The organism is Clostridium sp. BIOML-A1 (assembly GCF_009874105.1).
Classification (GTDB): domain Bacteria; phylum Bacillota; class Clostridia; order Lachnospirales; family Lachnospiraceae; genus Coprococcus.
Map to the genome: position 1 here is coordinate 95,012 of NZ_WWTL01000002.1, position 23,055 is coordinate 118,066.

22 protein-coding genes are annotated in these 23,055 nt (G+C 39.3%); all 22 read right to left on the reverse strand.

The window, feature by feature from the left end:
* Nucleotides 1-78: 78 nt before the first annotated feature.
* Nucleotides 79-822, reverse strand: coding sequence for a DivIVA domain-containing protein (locus GT641_RS01980; protein ID WP_119963314.1), 744 nt, complete (start codon nucleotides 820-822; stop codon nucleotides 79-81).
* Between the two features lie 62 nt (nucleotides 823-884).
* Nucleotides 885-1,481: a cell division protein SepF gene (locus tag GT641_RS01985; protein WP_008400853.1), complete on the reverse strand. Its 597-nt coding sequence runs from the start codon at nucleotides 1,479-1,481 to the stop codon at nucleotides 885-887.
* 12 nt (nucleotides 1,482-1,493) lie between these two features.
* Entirely contained in the window at nucleotides 1,494-2,189 is a 696-nt protein-coding gene (locus tag GT641_RS01990; RefSeq protein WP_161116707.1) for a YggS family pyridoxal phosphate-dependent enzyme, read from the reverse strand.
* Nucleotides 2,190-2,202: 13 nt separating this feature from the next.
* Nucleotides 2,203-3,594 carry an HlyD family efflux transporter periplasmic adaptor subunit gene (locus GT641_RS13095; protein WP_243104442.1) on the reverse strand — a complete coding sequence of 464 codons (1,392 nt, stop codon included), beginning with the start codon at nucleotides 3,592-3,594 and terminating at the stop codon, nucleotides 2,203-2,205.
* A 69-nt stretch (nucleotides 3,595-3,663) separates the two neighbouring features.
* Nucleotides 3,664-4,083, reverse strand: coding sequence for a hypothetical protein (locus GT641_RS02000; protein ID WP_008400848.1), 420 nt, complete (start codon nucleotides 4,081-4,083; stop codon nucleotides 3,664-3,666).
* Between the two features lie 72 nt (nucleotides 4,084-4,155).
* Nucleotides 4,156-5,127, reverse strand: a complete 972-nt coding sequence (locus GT641_RS02005) for a serine hydrolase (protein WP_008400846.1) — start codon at nucleotides 5,125-5,127, stop codon at nucleotides 4,156-4,158.
* A 15-nt stretch (nucleotides 5,128-5,142) separates the two neighbouring features.
* Complete coding sequence (gene mgsA, locus GT641_RS02010; protein WP_008400845.1) at nucleotides 5,143-5,538, reverse strand: methylglyoxal synthase; 396 nt, start codon at nucleotides 5,536-5,538, stop codon at nucleotides 5,143-5,145.
* Between the two features lie 10 nt (nucleotides 5,539-5,548).
* The gene (locus GT641_RS02015; protein ID WP_044944964.1) at nucleotides 5,549-6,685 is read right to left on the reverse strand and encodes an FtsW/RodA/SpoVE family cell cycle protein; all 1,137 of its coding nucleotides are present in this window, start codon (nucleotides 6,683-6,685) and stop codon (nucleotides 5,549-5,551) included.
* Nucleotides 6,633-6,956 carry a cell division topological specificity factor MinE gene (locus tag GT641_RS02020; protein WP_161116708.1) on the reverse strand — a complete coding sequence of 108 codons (324 nt, stop codon included), beginning with the start codon at nucleotides 6,954-6,956 and terminating at the stop codon, nucleotides 6,633-6,635. The genes GT641_RS02015 and GT641_RS02020 overlap by 53 nt, the downstream gene beginning before the upstream one ends.
* A gap of 19 nt (nucleotides 6,957-6,975) precedes the next feature.
* Entirely contained in the window at nucleotides 6,976-7,767 is a 792-nt protein-coding gene (gene minD / locus GT641_RS02025; RefSeq protein ID WP_008400842.1) for a septum site-determining protein MinD, read from the reverse strand.
* Nucleotides 7,768-7,822: 55 nt separating this feature from the next.
* Nucleotides 7,823-8,575, reverse strand: coding sequence for a septum site-determining protein MinC (locus GT641_RS02030; RefSeq protein WP_133302410.1), 753 nt, complete (start codon nucleotides 8,573-8,575; stop codon nucleotides 7,823-7,825).
* Nucleotides 8,576-8,666: 91 nt separating this feature from the next.
* On the reverse strand, nucleotides 8,667-11,504 hold the full coding sequence (locus tag GT641_RS02035) for a penicillin-binding transpeptidase domain-containing protein (RefSeq protein ID WP_161116709.1): 2,838 nt from the start codon (nucleotides 11,502-11,504) through the stop codon (nucleotides 8,667-8,669).
* A 43-nt stretch (nucleotides 11,505-11,547) separates the two neighbouring features.
* Nucleotides 11,548-12,054, reverse strand: coding sequence for a rod shape-determining protein MreD (gene mreD, locus GT641_RS02040; protein ID WP_119963319.1), 507 nt, complete (start codon nucleotides 12,052-12,054; stop codon nucleotides 11,548-11,550).
* Between the two features lie 17 nt (nucleotides 12,055-12,071).
* A complete protein-coding gene (gene mreC, locus GT641_RS02045) occupies nucleotides 12,072-12,929 on the reverse strand; it encodes a rod shape-determining protein MreC (protein WP_008400838.1) in 858 nt (285 codons plus the stop codon).
* The gene (gene radC, locus GT641_RS02050) at nucleotides 12,926-13,624 is read right to left on the reverse strand and encodes a DNA repair protein RadC (protein WP_008400837.1); all 699 of its coding nucleotides are present in this window, start codon (nucleotides 13,622-13,624) and stop codon (nucleotides 12,926-12,928) included. The genes mreC and radC overlap by 4 nt, the downstream gene beginning before the upstream one ends.
* 83 nt (nucleotides 13,625-13,707) lie before the next feature.
* A complete protein-coding gene (locus GT641_RS02055; RefSeq protein ID WP_008400836.1) occupies nucleotides 13,708-14,994 on the reverse strand; it encodes a methionine gamma-lyase family protein in 1,287 nt (428 codons plus the stop codon).
* 20 nt (nucleotides 14,995-15,014) lie between these two features.
* A complete protein-coding gene (miaA, locus tag GT641_RS02060) occupies nucleotides 15,015-15,956 on the reverse strand; it encodes a tRNA (adenosine(37)-N6)-dimethylallyltransferase MiaA (RefSeq protein WP_161116710.1) in 942 nt (313 codons plus the stop codon).
* 31 nt (nucleotides 15,957-15,987) lie between these two features.
* The gene (gene mutL, locus GT641_RS02065) at nucleotides 15,988-18,033 is read right to left on the reverse strand and encodes a DNA mismatch repair endonuclease MutL (protein WP_161116711.1); all 2,046 of its coding nucleotides are present in this window, start codon (nucleotides 18,031-18,033) and stop codon (nucleotides 15,988-15,990) included.
* Between the two features lie 9 nt (nucleotides 18,034-18,042).
* Nucleotides 18,043-20,640 carry a DNA mismatch repair protein MutS gene (gene mutS / locus GT641_RS02070; protein WP_008400833.1) on the reverse strand — a complete coding sequence of 866 codons (2,598 nt, stop codon included), beginning with the start codon at nucleotides 20,638-20,640 and terminating at the stop codon, nucleotides 18,043-18,045.
* A 48-nt stretch (nucleotides 20,641-20,688) separates the two neighbouring features.
* A complete protein-coding gene (gene miaB, locus GT641_RS02075) occupies nucleotides 20,689-22,140 on the reverse strand; it encodes a tRNA (N6-isopentenyl adenosine(37)-C2)-methylthiotransferase MiaB (protein WP_192919784.1) in 1,452 nt (483 codons plus the stop codon).
* A gap of 75 nt (nucleotides 22,141-22,215) precedes the next feature.
* Entirely contained in the window at nucleotides 22,216-22,791 is a 576-nt protein-coding gene (locus GT641_RS02080; RefSeq protein ID WP_161116712.1) for a 5-formyltetrahydrofolate cyclo-ligase, read from the reverse strand.
* Nucleotides 22,788-23,009, reverse strand: coding sequence for a DUF896 domain-containing protein (locus tag GT641_RS02085; protein ID WP_008400829.1), 222 nt, complete (start codon nucleotides 23,007-23,009; stop codon nucleotides 22,788-22,790). The genes GT641_RS02080 and GT641_RS02085 overlap by 4 nt, the downstream gene beginning before the upstream one ends.
* Nucleotides 23,010-23,055: the final 46 nt, after the last annotated feature.

The window sequence follows — 23,055 nt, forward strand, 5'->3', positions numbered from 1 at the left end:
TTTTTGCATTTATCAGTAAAATCCCTGTCTGAAACAATATTCAGGCAGGGAATCTTTATTTGTTATTTGATTTTAGATTTACTGGTTTTTATATTTGAACGGATCTACGAAAGAACCGCCACCAAGATTCTTTGTATATACTGAAGAATCACTTGAAAGATTACCTCCGGATGATCCGCCAAGTGTGGAATCTCCCATACCGGAACCTCCTCCTCCGCCAAGTGTAGATTCTTCACGTCCCTGCGGATCGCCACTGAAAGTAGAAAAACTGCCTGAACCTGCCCCCTCGCCATTAGAACCTGCAGGAGCATATGCTGCAGCATTTCCATTAAAATACTTGGCATCCTTCATAATTTCGTCAAAATCAACACCTAATTCTTCGTTGATCGGATTCGTTGCAAGAAATTGAAGATGTGAATCCATCAGATTTTTAAATGCCATCGTGTAATCTCTGTATTGTTGCTTAATGCCCTCAATACTGTCTTCAATTCTTTCCAACTCTTCTCTTGCCTGATGAACAATATTATTTGCCTTGATTTTTGCATCGTTCTCAATAATCTTGGCCTTGTCATTTGCATTCTTTGTAGCTTCTTCTGCGTTCTTCTCTGCAAGCATAAGTGATTTCTGAAGCTTTGATTCTGTAGTCCTGTAATGCACCAGACTATCTGTAAGTGTCTTGACCTGATTGGTCAGTTCAGCATTTGATTTATACAACTCTGTATAACTCAAAATAACAATATCAAAAAATGAATCAACATCTTTTTTGGTATACCCCATACCATGCTGAAATTTCTTTTGTTGTAAATCAACAGGTGTAAGCATTTGTAATCCTCCCTTAACATTCCTTCAGAATCTGCAAGTGCAGATCATTATTTAGTCATTTATTAGTACTTGCTTAATTCTGGAGACAAGAATGCATCATTCAATAATTCTTCTCTGAGGTCACCGGATACATAGATATCTGCCGGAGCTGCAATGAAGATATTACCGGAAATTGCCTGTAACGATCCATCAAGGGAATAACATGCACCGGCAATAAAATCGATAATTCGCTGTGCTGTAGACAGCTCCATTCCCTCCATATTGATCACGATCGCCTGTCCGCCTTTTAAATGGTCGATGATCATCTGTGCATCATCAAATTCATCCGGTTTAATAACAAATACCTGCTGGGAACCGCCCTGACTTCTGTTGTTAAATGAAACAAGTTTTGTATTATTGGAAGCTGTAGCTGTATTCTTTGCCGGTTTTACAAATTTTGATTTTTTAGCAGCAGCGCCGGCACTCTGTGTAGCAGCTGCTGTATATGTAGATGCAGATGATCTTCCATTTACAGCCTTTGGCTTTGGCTCATATTCTTCATCAAAATCATCTTCATCGTCATCATATTCATCATCATCAAATAAATCATCTTCATATTCATCGCTGGAGTCATTTATTTTAAAATAATCCAGAAAGCTTTTTTTTCCATTCTTTGCCATAATGGTTCTCCTTTAAATATTATAGTTTCTTGCACCAAAAATTCCTGTACCCACTCTGACCATAGTGGCACCCTCCTCAACGGCAACTTCATAGTCATTTGTCATGCCCATCGAGAGGACATTCATATGGACATTATCAATGTTTTTAGAATTGATGTCAAGTAATAATTCTCTCAGGCGTCGGAAATGAACCCGATTATCCTCAGGATCATCAACAAACGGCGCGATCGTCATCAGACCTTCTATCTGTATATGAGGAAAATCCTTGATCTGCATAATAAGATCTTCTGTTTCTTCAACAGAAACACCGAATTTGCTCTCTTCTCCGGCGACATTTACTTCGATTAATACTTTAACTACAACATTATGTTTTGCAGCTTCTTTTTCAATCGTTTTTGCAAGATTTATTGAATCAACAGAATGAATCAGACAGACCTTATCAACGATGTATTTTACTTTATTTGTCTGTAAATGACCGATCATGTGCCAGTTTACTTTGCGGGAAACGGTTTCATACTTATCAACCAGTTCCTGTACTTTGTTCTCGCCAAAATCTATAGCGTCTGTCTCTGCAAGCAGTTCTTCAATATCACTTAAAGGCTTTGTTTTGCTGACTGCGATCAGTGTAACATCTTTTCTGTCTCTGCCTGCCCGTTTGCAGGCTTCTGTAATCTTCTGATCTACTAACTCATAGTTTTCTTTTAACATTTTTCTATCACTCCTAATATATGATCTGGTTTTCCTTTACAGATGTACCATCCAGTACAATACGATCATATGCTGATATTCCATATGCTGTATTAGGATCGATTATTGAATAATCATCTCCATTTACGGTTATATCGATCTGTTTGAATAGCGCTGTTCCCTGTGTGATACAATAAACACCTTTTAGCTTATAGATTCCCGCTGTTGATACATTAAAGGTGATATCCGATTCATTTGCGGCGAGAACCGCATCTTCCTTGATATCTGCCGGATCAACATAGCAGAAATGATCATCTGTAAAATATATAGTAGGGGATATCTGTACAACCGAAGTTGAGCCATCCTCTGTTAATACGATCTGGTTAAAATATTTCTTTTCCGTCGTTCCGCTTCCGCCGGACAGATATCCGACCGGTATCATAAGAACATCTTTTTCAACAATCGCTGAATTTGGGATCTTAAGTCCTTTTGTTTCGGAGAAGATAAATGTAAGATTCAGATAACGTTCTGAAACATATTCAGCAAGATATCTGCTCATGTCAATGATAATAAAATAATTTCCATCCTTTTCAATTGTCTCGTATTTGGCTGAAATCTTTTTACTTGAGTCATTGATTCGAAATCGAACATGTTCATCTTTTTTTACTTTGCTGTATTCTTCTTTTGTAAGCATGACAGCAATCTTCCAGTCCTCATCATCAATAATCTTATATACAGGTTTTCCGGATTCAACAATATCGCTTTTTTTTAACAATTCTTTTGAATACTTGGTTTTATCAAAATCATCAGCCGATAAATTGTTGATATCAAAGTCTTCGTAACCATCCATATAATAGGATACAATTCCACTGGCCGATGATTTAACCGCTGTAAATGTCGAATCAAATGATTTGTCTGAGGATAACTGTTCTAAAGCCATATCCTCATACATTTCAAGAACCTTATTATCAATTGTATTTTTAAATTCATATACTTCTGAAAAATCAGAAGTCGAAAATCCAGTTTTGAAAATCTGTATCTGTTTACTCAGATCATTATAATCGTTTGCTGATAACGAAGTATTGTTACTGTTCTGTACTTCATAAAGTGCATCATACATAGAACCTGTCTCATCAACAGAATATACACTGGATCCTTTTGCTACTTTTTCGCCATCCCGGATATAATAACAGATATAGCCGGAGGTTGAACTGTAGTTCAATGTCTCTTTTCGAACAGCAAGCCCCGGAACAGTAAAGTTAGTATCATAGCTGCTTTCTTCTACCTGAAATACACTCAGGTCGTGATCATTCATTGATATAATGATACGGATCAGCATATATATAAACATGATCGCAAAAATGATAAACCCGAAACTGATCTTGACAGGCTGTCGTTTCCTGACTTTTCTTTTTATGGAAGTCATATATATCTCCTTTAGTCTGTGTACTGATCCTGAATCAGAGACACAGTACCCTTCGCAGGTATATTTTTATTATAATGCGGCAATGATATTGTCCTTATATGTATCAGGAACTTCGGAGCTGTCTGTTGCAAAACAGAGAACGATACCGATGTTATATTTTTCACTGATCTTGTTCATGAGATCAAGAGCATAGCTGATCTGCTCCGGCTTTACATATGTTACAGATGTAAAGTTGTCAATATAAATCTTTTCAATATCTTTATTCTGAGAAATAATACCAAGAATAAAGCCTGCAAACATTTCCAGATTATCCACTTCGTAGTTTGTACAGTTAATCATTCTGACGCGATTACTGAGCTCATATAAATGCTTGTTATTATTATCAATAAAGACAACAGAACCTGTTACAACTTTTACCTCATTGTTAACCTTGTCAATCAGAACCTTTGTTTTTCCTTTACCCTTATCACCTGTAATAATCTGAATCATAATAAAACCTCCTGAATTATATTAAAACAGTTATATATTTTGAGTGGACAAAATGTCCACTCAGATAGCTGTTTATTTTGCAGTATTAATTAACATAGTCATATCATTATATAACGTATCCCTGTCTTCTGCTCCGGCAATAACAGCAACATATTTATCACCTGTATCATCTTTTACAAATTCAAGGATCAGACAGTTGCCGGCTGCTGTGGTCGTACCGGATTTCCAGGAACCTAACGAATACCCCTCCGGGAATTTAAACTCACCGGATATATAACCATTTGTTGCCTGTAATGTGACACTTTTCTCTGCACCTGTTTCATCTGTATATGTAAAATCATATGAATCGAGTGAATCAATCAGATATGCCATGTCATGTTTTATGAATTCTGAAAAGATCAGATAGAGATCATATGCAGTCGTATAATGATCGTCTGAATGTAATCCATGGCAGTTCACAAAATGCGTATTTGTAGCACCTAATTCAAATGCTTTTTCATTCATTTTCTCAACAAATGCATCCTCACTTCCTGCAATCTTTTCTGCAAGCAGAACACCGCAGTCGTTGTATGAACGAATCAAAAGGCCATATAACAGATTCTTTACTGTTACAGAGCATCCTTTTGTAAGATCGCTCACACCTACATTATCTTCCTGAAATGTAACAGTATGTGATAATGTAATCGTGTCATCTAAAGATAAAGTTCCGTCTTCGATACTTTCCATAACAAGAAGACCTGTCATTAATTTAGTCATGCTTGCAGGGTAAATACGATCATGTGCGTTATGTACAACTAAAGCCTCTTTTGTTGAGTCATTTATCAAAACTGCCGACTTAACCGCGCTGTAGTTCTCATCAGCAAGAGCCTCTCCATCGGGTATGACTGTATACTGGTCACCAAAGCTGTCAGAGCTGTATAAAGGCAGATTCTCAGATATTCCAAGTGCAAGTTGATTGCTTGTATCATAACTTCTTTTTGTGCATCCGGATAAAACAAGAATGGGAATCAGCATGACTGCCATCCATTTTGTCAATTTTTTCATCTTTATATCTCCAAATTATTTATAAAATTCCCGCCAGTCGAGATCTCCTCGGTCTAAAGCTTTGATCAGGAGCTCTGCAGTTGCAAGATTTGTTGCAAGCGGAATATTATGCATATCACATAATAAAAAGATATTGTTGATATCCGGTTCATGTGCCTTTGGATGCAAAGGATCCCGGAGAAAAATAACCATATCAATATCATTGTTCTCAATCTGTGAACCTAACTGCTGTTCACCACCCAAATGTCCCGCAATATATTTATGAACGTTCAGATTGGTAACCTCCTCAATCAATCGTCCCGTTGTTCCTGTCGCATATAAATCATTTTTACTTAAAATTCCTCTGTAAGCAATACAGAAGTTCTGCATCAGTTTTTTTTTCGCATCGTGTGCTATTAACCCTATATTCATAACTCTCCTCCTAGTATTTCTTCTTTTGCAGATTTATATTTAATACCAATCCAATACCGGCACTCATACTTACAAGAGAACTAAGTCCGTAACTGATAAACGGAAGCGGAAGGCCTGTATTCGGTAATAATGCAGTTGCAACTCCGATATTAATGAATGTCTGAAAAGCAACCAGTGAACCGATTCCCGCTGCTATATACATACCCTTTTTGTCCTTTGCGTGCCTAGCAACCCGAATACATTGTAACACTATCAGGCATAAAATTGCAATAATAATCACACTTCCAATAAAACCTAATTCTTCACCTACTGCCGAGAAGATAAAGTCTGTCTGCTGCTCAGATATCAGGTTCGTATCCTTAACGGTTGCTACGGTTGAGTTATTAATACCCTTACCGGATAACTGACCGGAACCGATCGCCATAACTGAATTATCCTGTTGATCGGAGGATGCACCATATTCACTTCCGTATATATGTCCCAGAATACGATTAATCTGATAAGTTTTCAAAAACTGAGGCAGATTATCCTGTTGGATATACCAGATAAATCCACCAAAACATGGAACAAGAATCAGGATCATAATACCTATGAGTTTCAAACTGAGTCCTGCTACAAATATAACAATAAATAGTGTGACCATAATACAGATCGAGGTAGACAAATCGGGTTCTGCCACGATCAGACCAACAGGAACAGCCAAAAATACCGCAAGCTTTGCAAGTACCTTTGGCGTGTTCAAATCTTCGTAGTTTTTTTCCAGAAAAACTGCTGTACAAATGATCAAAATAATTTTAGCAAATTCTGATGGCTGTATTGTGAAAGAGTCTGATATATAGAACCAACGGCGAACGCCCTGATCTCCTCCTCCGGAACCGACCAACAGAACTAGCAGAAGCAAAAGTATATTTCCCGCATAAAGGATCATATAATATTTGCATATAAAATTGTAATCGATCAATGATACAATGATCATTCCAATTACACATGCGCCTACACCGATCAACTGTTTCGTCTGAAAATCCGGTCGAACGCTGCAGATTGTGATTGTTCCCATAATCATAGCTGCGATCACAAATAATACAAGCTTAAAATTATAGTTGATCAGACTGTATTTTTTTTCCGTTGACATGTCCATCTGTTTCATGTGTTTCATCTTTTTCTTTGTCCTTTTTCATATGTATTCCTACAACCGGGATTCGTGCAATGATAAATGAATCCGAAAGCTGTACTGTCATATTTGCTGAATCGATATTAACATAGGCCGCAACGCATTTTCGCATATCATCCCGAATTCTTGTTACGACATCCGGAGTACAACCTATTCGATCAGCCATTAATATATTTTTTAATCGTTCTCTGGCATAATGCCCGGAATTATAGCTTATCACATTCGATACTGCTCTGTTTTCTTTCATAATATTAAACTTCACCCCTTTATGCATGTTTTTTTCTGAATAAACGCTTAAAAGGTTTTCGTTTAAAAACATTAAAATCTGTAAGAGGAATGCTGTCACCAAGTATCCGTCTGCAAATATCGATATAAGCATTTCCTGATATGGTATTACTTCCCGCGAGTGGTTCTCCTTTATTTGTTGAAATAACAATCTGCTCATCATCCGGGATAACCCCAAGCAAGTTTACTGCAAGGATATCGACAACATCATCTACAGACATCATATCACCTTTTTTCACCATATCATAACGGATACGATTTATGATAAGGTCGATCTTGTCTATTTCATTTGCTTCTAATAATCCTATAACACGATCCGCGTCACGAATTGCAGATACCTCCGGTGTAGTAACTACGATGGCACGATCTGCTGCGGCAATAGCATTTTTAAATCCCTGTTCGATTCCGGCCGGACAGTCGATAATAATATAATCAAAATCAGCCCGCATTTCGTCGACAAGCTTTATAATCTGTTCCGGTGAAACTGCAGTCTTGTCTCTTGTCTGTGCGCATGGCATCAGAAAAAGATCCGGGTTGTTCCGATCCTTGATCAAAGCCTGTTTATACCGACAGTTTCCTTCTACAACATCAACAAGGTTATATACAATCCGGTTTTCCAGTCCAAGGACAATATCCAGATTTCTGAGACCAATATCGGTATCTATCATAACGACTCTCTTTTTCAACCCTGCCAGTCCGGTTCCGATGTTGGCTGATGTAGTTGTCTTGCCAACTCCTCCCTTTCCTGATGTTACAACAATTACTTCACTCATAAAACACCTCCGTCAATATCTTTTCCTGTTTTAAAATATGCATTGAAATTTTATCTTAAAGTGAAGTCTGTGACAGCGCCTGAAAAAGAAGTTGTCCATTTTCGCAGCTTGCCATCATCGCATCATCTGTATGAAATTGTTTTCGGTTCTGTTTTGTTTTATTATAAACAGCTGAACCGATCTTTATATGAACCGGCTCCATCTGAAGAGCCAGAACAAATCTGTTTTTTAAGTGATCCTGTCCGGCAATCACGTTTCCTGAAAGTTTTCCGAGAACAATGACATTTCCATTCGAAATAATCGTTGCTTTTTTCTCTATATTTCCGAGTATGATTATACTCTTTTTTACCTCCAACGTCTGACCTTTTCGTAAATTCCCGCAAAAAAACTGAATCGTATCATTCTTAAATATATCCGGTGGTAATGCTTTTTTTTCTATTGTTGAAAACTGTTTGTCAGACAATTTCTTTTGAACATTTTTTTTGACTTGTTTTTTTTCAGGTGGACTCTTTGCTCTGTGAGGTGGAATATCGATCTGACTACACAGATCCTGTTTTGAAGCTTCCAGACAGAATTCCACTTCGGTATTTGGAAGATGATTCAATTCATATAGGATCTGTTCCTCTTCTCCGGAGGATAACAGTCTCCCTTCAAATGTAACCGGTACTCTTCCGCTTTTTTTCAAAAATACTTCCTGACTGTATAATTTCTCTCTGATATCAGAAAGAATCTGTTCCATTGAATTATCTTCATTCAGAATGATACGTATTCCATGGCTGTTTGCCTTCATAACAACGTCGGTATTCATATTCAATCCCTCATCATAATAAAATGCCTGCAAACCAAGGCTCTTTTATCTGGTGTATCTGATATCCAAATTGTTATATTCAATCAGGAATTTAATCGGAAAGTGCATTGTTACCGGTAATAGTTGTATTCTCAAGAACATCAGGATCATACAAATATGCATATACGAGACCTGAAAGCTCGACTGCATTACCGGAAGAATATCCAAATGGTATTACACTTGTAACCGTTACCTCAGGATTTTCATATGGTGCAAATGATACAAATAACGCATGGTTCGGTCTGGCTTCGCTCTGCTGGGCAGTACCTGTTTTGCCTGCTACTGCGACATTGATCTGATTGATCAGTGCACTGCTGCTTGTATGAACGGAAACAACCTGTCGCATACCCTGTCTTACAACATTCCATTGTTCTGCAGGAAAATCAAGTTGGTTATGAACCTTATGCTCATTTTTATATACAACATTGCCATCAATATCCTTTATTTCCGAAACAAGGCTTAAGTCATAACATGTGCCGCTGTTTGCAAGGGTTGTAACATACCGGGCAAGCTGAGTTGCAGTGAAGTTATTCGTACCCTGTCCAATCGCAGTACGGATTGAATCCGCATCTGATATCTGAGGTTTACTTTCAGGCAGTTCAATGCCTGATGTGCTGTCAAATCCAAACATACCTGCATATTCCTGAAGCCGTTCCACACCGGTGATATCGCTGTAGGTTCCTGTATCTTTTGTTGCCATCCGATATCCAAGTTCATAGAAGAAATAGTTACAGGATTCCTCAATTGCCTTAGATATACCGATTGTTCCATGTGCAGACGGATAAATCCAACATTTAGCAGGTGTCTCTGTTTTATCAAAGTATCCTTTGGTCTGGATCACATCGTTGACCCCGATAACGCTCTCATTCATACCGGCAAATGCGGTGATCATTTTGAATGTAGAACCGGGCGCTGTCTGCTGCATAGTTGCCCTACTGTACATTGGTGTTGTTTTGTCTGTCGTAATCTTCGAATAATAATCTGCATCAATCATATTGGTAAGACGATTATTATCATAGCTTGGATAACTTGTCATTGCTTTAACTGTCCCATTATTCGGATTCGTAACGACAATTGAACCGGAGCAAGGATCAAGCGCCAGCATTGCCGGAGTAATCTCAAGATTTTTAATTTTTTTACATATGAAGTCATAGCTTCCCATAACACCGGCTTTATAATCGGAATAATCTGCGTCTGTTGCCATATTAAGGATACCCTGGTCATATAACAGGTTAATTACCTGACTTCCTGTAAGTTCTCCTGATATTATCATATATTTAAAAACAAGTTTGTCGAAACTGGTATTATTTTCAAATTCTTTTAAGATATATTCTGTCAGTACGTTGTAAATCTCATCTGTATCATAATAATCGCTCTTTGTTGATATGCCGGAGATGTCGATGGCGCCCTGGCTGATCGCATATTTCAGATATTCGCACAGCGAAATACTGTTGTTTATATACGAAACATAAGCAGCATCAGATTTGTCAATCTTGCTCGGGTTGTAAATTCCCATCTCACTTAACTGTTCACAGATAAATTCCATATAATCCTGATACTGTAATGTCAGATCATGTAATGGAGTATGACTGACGTTTAATATATCATCCAGTCTTGAAAGTGTATTTTGTTTTGCGGACTGGAAGTAAGAATTAACGGACTGTTCCAGTTCAGATGCATCTTTTGCCGCAAGGTCATCAATGCTTATAACATTATTATCAAATAAAGCAAAATATACATCGGTGATCGGAATATCATCCTTATCCGTGGATGTCGTTACATTCTTTATATGGGCAAGAAGAATGGATGCAATTTCTGTTTCAAGCGCATTATAACAATATTTTTGCAGATCGGAATCAATTGTCAAATAGATATCATTACCTGCGACAGGATCTTTGGAATCGATCACTTCTATTACCTTACCCATATTATCGACATACATCTTCTGATATCCATCTTTGCCGCGCAAATAAGATTCAAACTCACTTTCAAGTCCCATTTTACCGACCATATCATTTGCACTGTATTTTTCTGAATCATCCAGAGTTTCATTATATTTTTCCAGTTCCTCATTGGAGATATTTCCGATGTAACCTATGATCTGAGCAAAATATACAGAATCATTATATACACGATGTGATTCAACACTTACCTCCATGCCGAGAAGTTCATCCGAATTTTCTTTGATTGCTGCATAGCTTTCTTCACTGATACCATCAGCAAGCTGAACAGACATATACTGCTGGTAACGATTCAGCCATATCTCATATCGTACCGCGAGGATCTTTAATGCCGCCTCATCGGAATATGTTTCGGAGATATTGAATAAATCTTTTCCACGCATATATTTAAATATATCATCGGCAGTTGAAGACGCCTGCTCTTCTGTCAGACTGTCGACAGAGCTTGCACCATATACATTCATTAAAAAAGTATTTAACGTATTTCCGGATACAGTAAATTCAAAGCCCTTCGAGGTTAACTTCAGAGGAAGACTCACTGACATCTTATCTCCGTTTTGTTCAAGGATCAGAATAGTTTTATATACTATGTCATTACGCAATTCATTCGAAGTCGTTTCCTTTGCGGCAGCCGCTTCCGTCAGGTCCGTTCCACTTATATAAGATAAAGTATAGGATGCTTCGTTATAAGCCAGAAGCTTTCCGTTACAATCGTATATATTTCCCCTGGTCGCTTTTACCGCTACTGTCTTTACGGATTTATAAGTAAAACTCTCCTGATATTTTTCGCCATTTACGATCTGCAGATCGAACAAACGATATATAAGTATTCCAAATAGAACCAGAAACAAGACCGTTACAACAAACAGACGATGCTTGACATGTTCAATTATTGATTCTTTTATCAAACTGAAAAATTCTTTAAACATTCTTACGTTCCTTTCACGATCATATGATCAGACAATTGCCGGATCATTCACTTGCTTTTTCCATTTTTTTCAATGTCTTATTTACAAATGCAAAAAACTTGAATACGATCAACGTGATAAGTGCTGTGTAGATCATTTCGGGTAATATGATATCTTTTAAATAAGTTGCGAACTCCAGTCTGTTCCGCATAAGGAAGAAAATTACATAGGTTGCAAAATTAAAAATAAGATCATCAACTAAGATTATAATTATTGGAAGAAGAACATCTTCTACCAGATAAAGTCTGTGGAAAAAACCATTACAATAGCCAAGAATCATATATAAGATCATAAATGGTCCGATGGCATATCCAAAATATACATCATATAAAAAACCACAGAAAAACCCAACCAGCATACCTTCTTTTCTTCCCCGCATCAGTCCGAAGGAAACAGTAAGGATCAGCATAAGATCCGGTGCAATACCTGCTATTTCAAGAAACGGGAAAAGGGCAGTCTGCAAAACAAAACATATTGTTATTAATATTCCAAGTATTATTACTCTTTTCAATGTTACACTTCTTTCTGTTAATCCGTGATATTTTTCTTAGTCTGTAAAATTACGAGTACTTCTTCGATGTTTGAGAAGTCGGCAGCAGGTATAATATAGGCAGTCTTCGTCAGATTGTTGGAATCACTCTCAACCTTTGACACATAACCAATATTAATACCTGAAAGATATTTGTTTGAGACATAGGATGTTACAACCTGATCTCCTTCCGATATTTCGGCATCTTTATCAATATTTTCAGCAATCATATATCCGTCTGCGTAATTCGTCAGACTTCCTGACACATTACAGATGGATCTGCTTGGAAGGATCATGGCATTAACATTTGATGTATCATCAATAATCGTACGAACTTTTGCATAGGATTCACCGATTTCTGTTATGATACCACAGAGTCCGTTACCATACAGGACATTACATCCAACAGATAAGCCATCCTTTGTACCTTTATCGATATAAAAGACATCAAACCAGTTGCCGGTATCCTTTGAGATTACGCGGGCTCCGGTCTTTTCATAATCTGTATAAAGAGCATCTAATTCATATAATTTCTGAAGCCGGTCAAGCTCATAGGAATCCTGCTGATACTGTGCAAGCTTTGTTTCGTAGGAAGATATCTTCTCCTTAAGCTGTTCATTTTCAGTTACTACACTCTCGTAATTGTGGAAGGCTTCTACCTTGGATTCAACCCATGTACCTACTGTATTAACTCCCTTTTGCATCGGTACAATAAAAGTATTAGTTACATTTCTGACGGATGACATCATTCCGTCAAAAAATAAAGAAGTAACCATCAGCACCACACACAAGATTGTAAGTGCCAGCAAAAAATATTTTGGTGTAATTTCTATTCTTTTACGATTACGTCGTCTCATTCTATGATTCCTCTTTCTGCCAGGCTGACAAAACAATTATTCCCTAATATAATATGATCCGATAAACGTATCCCCAGTGTTTTTCCCGCTTCCTCCACACGCTTGGTCAGAAGAATATCCGGGTTGCTGGGTTCCGGATTCCCTGAGGGATGATTATGCAATAGTACGATATATACAGCCTGATATTTTAATGCATCAATAAAAATATCCCTCGGCGATACAACTGCATGATCGACCGTTCCCTCTGACAGTCGACACTCTTTTAACAAATGATGGCTCGAATCAAACATTAATACATATACCTGTTCTTTGCACAAATATTTGGTGCGCTCCATATAATAGTCTGCAATACTTTTCGGATTACCAAAGGTAACTCCTGACCGGTGTTCTGATCTTGCCATTCTTCTGGACAACTCAGCGATACACTGCATCTGAATTGCTTTTACTTTTCCGATACCATCAACATTCATAAGATCATCAACCGACAGATAATTCAATCCGATGATCCCTTTATGAACCGGGTGTGCAGCTAATATTTTCTGCGCAGTCAACAAAGCATTCCCATGTCTGCTTCCACATCGAAGTATGACTGCCAGAAGTTCCGCATCTGATAAGACGGCTGCACCTTCCAACAGACATTTCTCATATGGGCGTTCACATTCCGCCATATCTTTCATTGTAAATTCTGATCTCATTTTTCCTCCTTCGTCTCCGTCTCTCCACGAATCGGTAAGGAGTATTTACCGTTTTTTCTTTTCGGCTTTTGTTCTAAAATAATCTACCACACTATAAGGTTATTTTCTACCATTTTTTGCAATGTCATTACAATTCCAAATTTTGCATGCTGATAGGTAAGTCCTCCCTGAAAATATACAGCATACGGTTCTCTCATAGGGGCATCCGCACTAAGTTCAATTGAAGAACCGGATACAAATGCACCGGCCGCCATGATGACAGGAGAATCATATCCCGGCATATCCCATGGTACAGGCTTTACATAGCTGTCAACCGGTGCAGCCGCCTGAATCCCTTCACAGAAAGCAACTACACGTTCCGGTGTCTGAAGTTCAACTGCCTGTATGATATCAAAACGATCCTCTGTCTTATTCGGAACTGTCTTAAAACCAAGATTTTCATATACATTTGCAGCAAAGATCGCACCCTTTAAAGCACTTGCCGTAACCGATGGAGCCATGAATAAGCCCTGTGCAAAAGCCTTTGTATTATTTAAAGATGCACCAACCTCTTTGCCAAGTCCCGGAGTTGTAAGACGATATGCGGCATTTTCCACATATTCCTTCTTACCACAGATATAACCACCGATCGGAGCCAGTCCGCCACCCGGATTCTTGATCAGGGAACCTGCGATCAGATCTGCGCCATAGTCTGTTGGTTCTTTATCTTGCACAAATTCGCCATAACAGTTATCTACCATACAGATGATGTCCGGACGGATACTCTTTACAAATGCGATTGCTTCTCCGATCTTCTCACAGGATAAAGTCGGACGTACGGCATAACCCTTGGAACGCTGGATCTCTACAAGCTTTGTGTGTTCATTGATCGCATTTCGGATTCCGTCAAAATCAAACTCTCCTTCCGGTGTCAGATCTACCTGGGCGTATGTAACACCATATTCTGCCAAAGAACCCGGTGAAGGGCGAAGTCCGATGATCTCATCCATCGTATCATATGGTTTTCCTGAAATTGCAAGCAGTTCATCTCCCGGTCTTAAGTTACCAAATAACGCCGTACAGATCGCATGTGTTCCACAGGTGATCTGAGAACGGACCAGCGCATCTTCCGTATGGAATACATCTGCATAGATCCGTTCGAGTGCATCTCGTCCGTCATCGGTATAACCATATCCGGAGGAACCTGCAAAATGCGCTTCTGCCAGACGATTATCCTGCATGGCTTTGATGACCTTCATCTGGTTGATTTCACAAATGGCATCGATCGCTGCAAAACGGTCCTTTAAGCTGTCTTCAATCTTCTGACAGTAATCAAATACCCGTTCATCAATGTGTAAGGATGTATAATAATCTTTTAATAATGTGTTCATTTTATCTGCTCCATTTTATTTTATGAAATAATTCCCTTTGACCGCAACTGTTCAAGCATGAAATCCATAATGGTATCTTTTGATGTGAATTCACTCTTATCCACCCAGGTGACTTCTTTTTCCCTCTTAAACCATGTGATCTGACGCTTGGCAAAATGTCTGGTATCACGTTTTAAGATATAGAGGGCTTCATCCAGAGATGTTACACCATCCAGATAATCGAGGATCTCTTTATATCCAAGTCCCTGCATGGATATTAGATCTTTTGTATATCCCTGATCCTTTAATGCCTTTACCTCTTCGATCAATCCCTGTTCTACCATGATGTCAATTCGCCTGTCTATTCTATCATATAATTTTGATCTTGCATCATTTAACACAAAATATTCAAAATTATATGGAGAAATCCGTTTGGATTCTTTCTCGTTATGTTCGGAGATCGGGATTCCTGTCTCTTTATAGAATTCCAATGCCCGGATCACACGTTTGCGGTTGTTATAATGAATGGCTGCGGCTGACGCCGGATCCACTTTTTCAAGCATCTGATGAAGGCAGAGATTTCCATGTTTTTCCGCAAGCTGTTCCAGATAAGTACGGTAGCTTTTATCATCGTCATTTTCATCGAAATGAATATCGTATAAAACTGCCTGAATATAAAAGCCGGTTCCGCCGACAATGACAGGTATCCGTCCTCTGGCATAGATAGCATCCATCGCCTTTGTTGCAAGTTTTTTAAATAATACAACATTAAACGGCTCCTTCGGATCTAATACATCGATCAGATGATGGGGAACTCCATCCATTTCCTCCGGCATGATCTTGGCAGTTCCGATATCCATCTTTCGATAGACCTGCATGGAATCTGCAGAAATGATCTCACCATTTATTCTTTTTGCAAGACCGATCGACAGATTTGTTTTACCTACGGCTGTCGGTCCGGTTAATATAACAAGAGGCTTCATTTGCTGCTCCGTTTCTATATAAGTTTAATTACTAAACAATTCGTTTGAATTTCTTTTCTAGTTCTGTCTCTGTCATGGAGATCAGGGTTGGTCTGCCATGCGGACAGGTATATGGATTTTCAAGCTTCATCAACTGGTCGATCAGGGTGTCTGCCTCCTTAAAGCTAATGGAAGTATTCCCTTTTATCGCAGCTTTACACGCCATTGTGGAAAGTTTGCTGATAAAGGTGTCAATCGTCTGTTTCTGTCCGTTTTCGGATAACTCTCCGATAAATTCCAGAAACAGTTCCCTGCCGTCTAATCCGAACAGATTTGCCGGAACGGCTGACAGCTTATATTCCTTTCCTCCGAAGCCCTCGATCTGAAATCCCAGATTCTGGAAAAATTCCAGATTTTCCCGTAAGAACTCTGATTCTGTTCCGCTCAAGGATACGATCGCAGGCGGCATCAGGTACTGTGGAATGGCTGTCTTGTTCTTATAGTTTGCCATTAATTCCTCAAATTTTACCTTTTCATGTGCGGCATGCTGATCCATGATAAAGAACTTGTCTTCATACTCGATCAGCCAGTATGTCTTAAATAACTGTCCGATGATCCTGTGCTTTTTCTTAGCTTCCGGGGTCAGAAACTTATCTTCAAACATATCCATCTGCTCGTATTTGACCTTAGCTTCCGGGGTGATCGGTTCCTGTTTCTTCTGTTCTGATGTTTCGTTAGTCTGTAAACTCGCTTCAGCAGGATTTAATGCTGCCTTTGTCGGTTGTGTCAAATACGGAACAATATTTTCAGCAACCATATTATTTGTGATATTTTTACCAGACTGGTTATCTTCTTTCAAATATTGGATTTCAACCGGCGAGCTACTTCTGTTTTCCATCGTAACAGATGGTGTCGGCGTTGGTTGAGCAGATATACCTGAATTTGCCGGTTGCATTGGCATGCTTGGCTTTTTCTGCTGCGCTGGCCTTGCCGGCTGCGGAGGAAGCTCTGCGGCTCTCCTGTTAGCTTCGAATGGCTCCGGGCGTTTCTCCACCTTGCGTTCTGCCAGTGTCTCCGGCCGCATATCCTTTCCCGGTGTAACAGTCGGGATCAGCTCTTTAAATAACAGGGCCTTTCTAACGCTGATATAAGTAAAATCATACATATCCGGTTCATTTATGAACTTCAATTCCCGTTTTGCAGGATGGATATTCACATCGATCAGAGATGGATCAATCTCAAAATTGATAACTGTAAATGGAAATTTATGAACCATAACAAAGGTACGATATGCATCTTCGATTGCCTTTGTTAATATATTGCTCTTTATATACCTTTGATTCACATAATAATCCTCGAATGAACGGTTACCTCTGGATATACTCGGTTTTGCAAGATATCCTGTGATCTTTACCTGATCATTTGCTGCATTGATCTCCAGAAGGTTATTCGTAATATCTCTACCATATATATGATAGATGATCTCTTTTAGTCTGCCGTTGCCGGATGTAAATAGCTTATCTGTCCCATTCATAATGAACTTAAATGAAACATCCGGATGTGACATTGCCATACGGCAGACAAGATCGTAAATATACGAGCCCTCTGTTGCAGGCGTCTTCATGAATTTCTTTCTGGCAGGTGTATTATAGAACAGATTTCTTACAACGATCGTTGTACCAAGCGGTGCGCCGATTTCCTCATTTGAGATCTCTTTTCCGCCATGGATCTGATATCTGGTTCCGGTAAGCGCATCTTCCTGCTTGGTGATCAGCTCTACCTGGGCAACTGCGGCTATACTAGATAACGCCTCGCCACGGAAGCCTAAGGATGCGATCTTTAACAGATCATCCGCCGTCTGAAGCTTGCTGGTTGCATGGCGAAGGAAGGCAACCGGGACTTCTTCTTTTGAGATACCGCATCCATTGTCTGTGATACGGATAAAACTCATTCCGCCTTCCTTGATCTCGATGGTGATCGCGGTTGCACCCGCATCGATGGAATTCTCCACTAATTCTTTTATAACCGAGCCGGGACGCTCGATCACTTCACCGGCTGCGATCTTATCAATTGTATATTGATCCAGTAATTTAATCATAGGTTCTCCTTAACGGATTCGCTCCTGTAATTCATTCAGGTATAACAATGCTTTCATCGGTGTCATGTTGGATAGATCCGCATTCTTGATCTCCTCTAAAATAGCACTTTCTTCAGGATTTGCCAGAAATGACATCTGGGTATCGGAAGCACTTTTATGAAAATCATTTGTTATCTTGATATCTTTTAATTTCGTCGTTATATCCGTATCGATAAGCTGGTTGCAGATCTCATTTGCACGATCGATCACGATATCCGGTACTCCGGCAAGTTTAGCTACCTGAATACCATAGCTTCGATCCGCTCCGCCTTTTACGATCTTTCGTAAGAATACGATATCATCACCGTCTTCTTTTACTGCAATACAGTAGTTATTTACAGAGGATAACTTACCCTCTAATTCTGTCAGCTCATGATAATGGGTGGCAAATAACGTTTTTGCTCCAAGCAGTTCACTGTTACTGATATATTCCACAACTGCCCATGCAATACTAAGTCCGTCATATGTACTGGTTCCTCGTCCGATCTCATCTAAGATCAGCAGACTGTTCTTCGTTGCATTTCGAAGAATATTTGCAACCTCACTCATCTCTACCATGAAAGTGCTTTGCCCGCTTGCAAGATCATCGGATGCCCCTACTCTGGTGAAGATACGATCACAGATACCGATATTTGCTGAAGCAGCAGGAACAAAGCTTCCGATCTGCGCCATTAAAACGATCAGAGCCGTCTGACGCATATAGGTAGATTTACCAGCCATATTCGGTCCGGTTATGATCGATATCCTGCTCTCAAAATTATTCAGATAGGTGTCATTTGATATGAACATACCGTTGTTCATCATCTTCTCAACGACAGGATGGCGACCTTCTTTGATATCAATTACACCATCTTCGTTTATCTCCGGACGAACAAACTGATTGGCAGATGCCACATATGACAGCGAACAGAGACAGTCTAATAAAGCAATCTGTCTTGCTGTATTCTGCACACGCAGGATCTCACCCGCAATCTTATCTCTGAGCGCAATATAGGTTTCATATTCCAGTGCATATAATTTATCTTCAGAACCAAGAATCGAGCCTGCAAGATTGTCCAGTTCTTCTGTTGTATATCGTTCTGAATTTGCAAGTGTCTGTTTTCTTATAAAATATTCAGGTACCAGATCCTTATAGGAATTAGTCACCTCAAAATAATAGCCAAATACTTTATTGAACTTGATGCGAAGATTCTTTATTCCTGTCTTCTGCTTTTCCCGTTCCTCCAATTCTGCAAGCCATGTCTTGCCATCTGTCTTTGCCGATTTTAAAGTATCAATTTCTTCCAGATAACCATCCTTGAAAATACCACCTTCACGGATCAGTATCGGAGGATCGTCGTTGATCGAACGCTCTAACAGGTCATAAATATCCTGTAATTCATCCATTTTCTCATAAATATCTGCAAGAAGCCCATCCGGATAGATCTGTAAAAGCTGTCTGATATACGGCAGATATGAAAGGGATGTCTTAAATGCAATCATATCGCGTGGATTTGCGGATCGTAGGGAAATCCTTGTCATCAGTCGTTCCAGATCATAGATCGGGTTCAGATATTCCCGCATCTCATCACGATTGATCATATCATTATTTAACTGTTCTATTGCATCAAGTCTTGCTTCGATATCCTTTTTATATATCAAAGGCTGCTCGATCATGCTTCGAAGCATTCTCGCACCCATTGCTGTCTTGGTTTTATCCAATACCCATAACAAAGAACCTCGTTTCTGCTTGTCACGAAGTGTCTCACAAAGCTCCAGATTTCTTCTGGTTGCGGAATCAAGAATCATGAAATCGTCGATGGAATACAGCACGATATGATTGATATGTGCAAGGAAATTCTTCTGTGTCTCATGCAGATACTGAAGCAGGACTCCGGAGGATAAGATACAGTCAGGGAAATCCTTCAGTCCAAGCCCGTCCATATTATTAACGCCGAACTGCCTCATAATTGCATCTTCACATAGCATTTGATTGAAATAATGCTCCGGCGCTTCAGAAATGGAAATTTTCATTTTCTCCCTCAGATAAACGAAATCCAGATCACAATTCATGAAAGAATGATTGCCGATGATCTCGGCAGGAGAATATTTGTTGATCTCATCTGTAAGCTTTGATAAGGATGGAACTCTCGCTGTCTTAAACTCACCGGTCGTGATATCTACCAGTGAGATTCCGAATGCACCATCGTTTTCAAAAATACTCATCAGATAATTATTTCTTGTTTCATCAAGAATTGCATTTGACATATTTGTACCCGGTGTTACCACCCGGATAACCTCACGTTTTACTATGCCTTTTGCAAGCTTTGGATCTTCAACCTGTTCACAGATCGCTACCTTAAAACCATTCTCGATCAGCTTATTTAGGTAGACATCGCAGGCATGATATGGAACGCCACACATCGGTGCACGTTCCGGCTGTCCGCAGTCCCTTCCGGTCAAAGTGATCTCAAGAACCTTGGATGCGGTCAGGGCATCATCAAAAAACATTTCATAGAAATCACCAAGTCTGTAAAATAATATACAGTCCTTGTACTGATTCTTCACTTCCATATACTGCTGCATCATTGGTGTTAAAGCTGCCACTGTTTTTTACCCCTATTCTATAAATTCGGTTTATACAAGATTTCCCATATAATAAAAGCCTTTACATTCATCCAGCGAAACATCCCGGATCTCGCCGATCATAGACGGATCACCTTTAAAATGTACCAGAATATTATTTGACAGACGACCGGTTAAGAGTTCCGGATTCTGTTCGCTGACGCTTTCAATCAGTACAGGCATGACCTGACCTTTATAACGGCAGATCTCCTCACCGCTGATCTCTGATACTCGCTTGATCAGACGGTCAAAACGGTTCTGGATCTCTTCCTTTGTTGCGTGATCCTCAAATGTTGCCGCCGGTGTTCCGGTGCGCTTGGAATATATAAATGTAAATGCTGTATCAAACCTTACCCGATTCACTACATCCATTGTCTCTAAGAAATCTTCTTCTGTTTCTCCGGGAAAACCGACAATAATATCGGTTGTAAGTGATATTTCAGGAATCTGTCTGCGGATCTTGTCTACTAATTCCAGATAAGATTCTTTTGTATAGCGACGATTCATCTGATTTAATATCCTGGATGAGCCGGACTGCATCGGAAGATGAATGTGACGGCAGATCTTTTCATTTGCTGCGATCACATCGATCAGTTCATCGGACAGATCCTTTGGATGGGAGGTCATAAAACGAACACGTTCAATTCCATCAACTTCTGTCACCTTCTGCAATAATTCGGCAAATGTCATCGGTTTCTCTAACGTCTTTCCATAAGAATTCACATTCTGACCAAGGAGCATGATCTCTTTTACACCCTCCTCTGAAAGCCGCTTAACCTCTCTTATGATGTCCTCCGGTTGTCTGCTGCGTTCTCTGCCTCTGACATATGGCACGATACAATATGTACAGAAATTATTACATCCGAACATAATATTGACACCGGACTTAAATGGGAATTCCTTCTTAACCGGAAGATCTTCCACAACAAGATTGGTATCCTTCCAGATATCCACTACCTGTCCGCCGGCTTCGATACGGTTGCAGTAGATTTCAGCCAGTTTAAATACATTATGCGTGCCAAATACCATGTCTACAAATCGATATTTCTTTTGAATTGTAGCTACAACATCCGGTTCCTGCATCATACATCCGCAAAGCCCGATCATCTTATCTGGATGTGTCTCTTTGTCATGTTTCATGATTCCAAGATGTCCGTAGACTTTTCGATTCGCATTCTCACGGACTGTGCAGGTATTATATATAACAAGGTCTGCATCCTCAGAATCACTGCTTGTATATCCGATTTCTTCCAGAATACCGGTCAGCTTCTCGGAGTCTCTTACATTCATCTGACATCCATAGGTCTGGATTGAACAGGTCAGGTTTCTTCCTGCTTTTTTCGCAAGCTCCCGGTAATACCCCCTTGCTTTTTTTATAAAATAATATTGCCGAAATGGTTCTTCGGCAGGACAAGGTTCTGTTATATCGATTGTATCTATTTTATTATCAATTTCATTAATCATATTGTTCTCCGGTATGTGTTTAATGTTCTTGTTGAATTTCTGTATAAATTCGTTTTCATTATTCTGATAAGTTTATTAACCAATATTCTTCTCCATAAAGCTGTATATCTCTGACGGAGTCAGAAGCTGATCCGGTCTTTCGTCAAATGATTCGCATGAAATCTCCGGCAACACCTGATAATCATAGGCAAATGCAACCGCAGTAAGTTCCGGATGAAGCTTCATATAACGGTCATAATATCCTCCGCCATATCCGATCCGATGTCCGTTTTTATCAAATACAATTCCCGGAACGATCAGAATTCCTTCCGTCGGATGAAGCATATCACAGCCGACAGGCTCTAAGATGCCATATGCACCTACCTTTAGATCGCTCATTCCATGAATCCGATGAAAATGCATATGATCTCCGTATACCTTTGGCACAGCAACGATTTTGTCATCTGTAAGTGCCTGCTTTATAATCTCGATCGTATCCACTTCATTATCCTGACTGACATAGATCAGCAGATGATTGCAGTCTTTATATTCATCTGAATTCATAAATCGCTTTCTGATCTGTGCTGAAGCAGCGGTCACCTGCTCCGGTGTTAAAGCACGCCGCTTTTGTTTATATTGTTTTCTTAGTTCTGCTTTTGTCTGTTCCATCATACTTTTTTTGTTGGATCGATATCTTCCAGTCTGGTAATACTACCATCCGGTTCTTTGATATCAATGTTATTTAATACACTTCTCAGATTCTGCTTCATGGCAAAAATATATTCCTGTCTGAGATTTTTCTGTTCTTCCTTTTCAGCCGGCGTAAGTCCTGCCGGAGTCTTGGATTTCTTATATAATTCATTGATTCTTGCAATCTTTTTTTCGTCCATTCTTATTCACCTGTTCATTACTGTTATTTCTGAATCGTGTACTGCT

Bases quoted from the DNA above. Each gene is read 5' to 3' on its own strand.
- GT641_RS01980 (WP_119963314.1), bottom strand. From the start codon at position 822: ATGCTTACACCTGTTGATTTACAACAAAAGAAATTTCAGCATGGTATG.
- GT641_RS01985 (WP_008400853.1), bottom strand. From the start codon at position 1,481: ATGGCAAAGAATGGAAAAAAAAGCTTTCTGGATTATTTTAAAATAAAT.
- GT641_RS01990 (WP_161116707.1), bottom strand. From the start codon at position 2,189: ATGTTAAAAGAAAACTATGAGTTAGTAGATCAGAAGATTACAGAAGCC.
- GT641_RS13095 (WP_243104442.1), bottom strand. From the start codon at position 3,594: ATGACTTCCATAAAAAGAAAAGTCAGGAAACGACAGCCTGTCAAGATC.
- GT641_RS02000 (WP_008400848.1), bottom strand. From the start codon at position 4,083: ATGATTCAGATTATTACAGGTGATAAGGGTAAAGGAAAAACAAAGGTT.
- GT641_RS02005 (WP_008400846.1), bottom strand. From the start codon at position 5,127: ATGAAAAAATTGACAAAATGGATGGCAGTCATGCTGATTCCCATTCTT.
- mgsA (WP_008400845.1), bottom strand. From the start codon at position 5,538: ATGAATATAGGGTTAATAGCACACGATGCGAAAAAAAAACTGATGCAG.
- GT641_RS02015 (WP_044944964.1), bottom strand. From the start codon at position 6,685: ATGAAACAGATGGACATGTCAACGGAAAAAAAATACAGTCTGATCAAC.
- GT641_RS02020 (WP_161116708.1), bottom strand. From the start codon at position 6,956: ATGAAAGAAAACAGAGCAGTATCGAATGTGATAAGCTATAATTCCGGG.
- minD (WP_008400842.1), bottom strand. From the start codon at position 7,767: ATGAGTGAAGTAATTGTTGTAACATCAGGAAAGGGAGGAGTTGGCAAG.
- GT641_RS02030 (WP_133302410.1), bottom strand. From the start codon at position 8,575: ATGAATACCGACGTTGTTATGAAGGCAAACAGCCATGGAATACGTATC.
- GT641_RS02035 (WP_161116709.1), bottom strand. From the start codon at position 11,504: ATGTTTAAAGAATTTTTCAGTTTGATAAAAGAATCAATAATTGAACAT.
- mreC (WP_008400838.1), bottom strand. From the start codon at position 12,929: ATGAGACGACGTAATCGTAAAAGAATAGAAATTACACCAAAATATTTT.
- radC (WP_008400837.1), bottom strand. From the start codon at position 13,624: ATGAGATCAGAATTTACAATGAAAGATATGGCGGAATGTGAACGCCCA.
- GT641_RS02055 (WP_008400836.1), bottom strand. From the start codon at position 14,994: ATGAACACATTATTAAAAGATTATTATACATCCTTACACATTGATGAA.
- miaA (WP_161116710.1), bottom strand. From the start codon at position 15,956: ATGAAGCCTCTTGTTATATTAACCGGACCGACAGCCGTAGGTAAAACA.
- mutL (WP_161116711.1), bottom strand. From the start codon at position 18,033: ATGATTAAATTACTGGATCAATATACAATTGATAAGATCGCAGCCGGT.
- mutS (WP_008400833.1), bottom strand. From the start codon at position 20,640: ATGATGCAGCAGTATATGGAAGTGAAGAATCAGTACAAGGACTGTATA.
- miaB (WP_192919784.1), bottom strand. From the start codon at position 22,140: ATGATTAATGAAATTGATAATAAAATAGATACAATCGATATAACAGAA.
- GT641_RS02080 (WP_161116712.1), bottom strand. From the start codon at position 22,791: ATGATGGAACAGACAAAAGCAGAACTAAGAAAACAATATAAACAAAAG.
- GT641_RS02085 (WP_008400829.1), bottom strand. From the start codon at position 23,009: ATGGACGAAAAAAAGATTGCAAGAATCAATGAATTATATAAGAAATCC.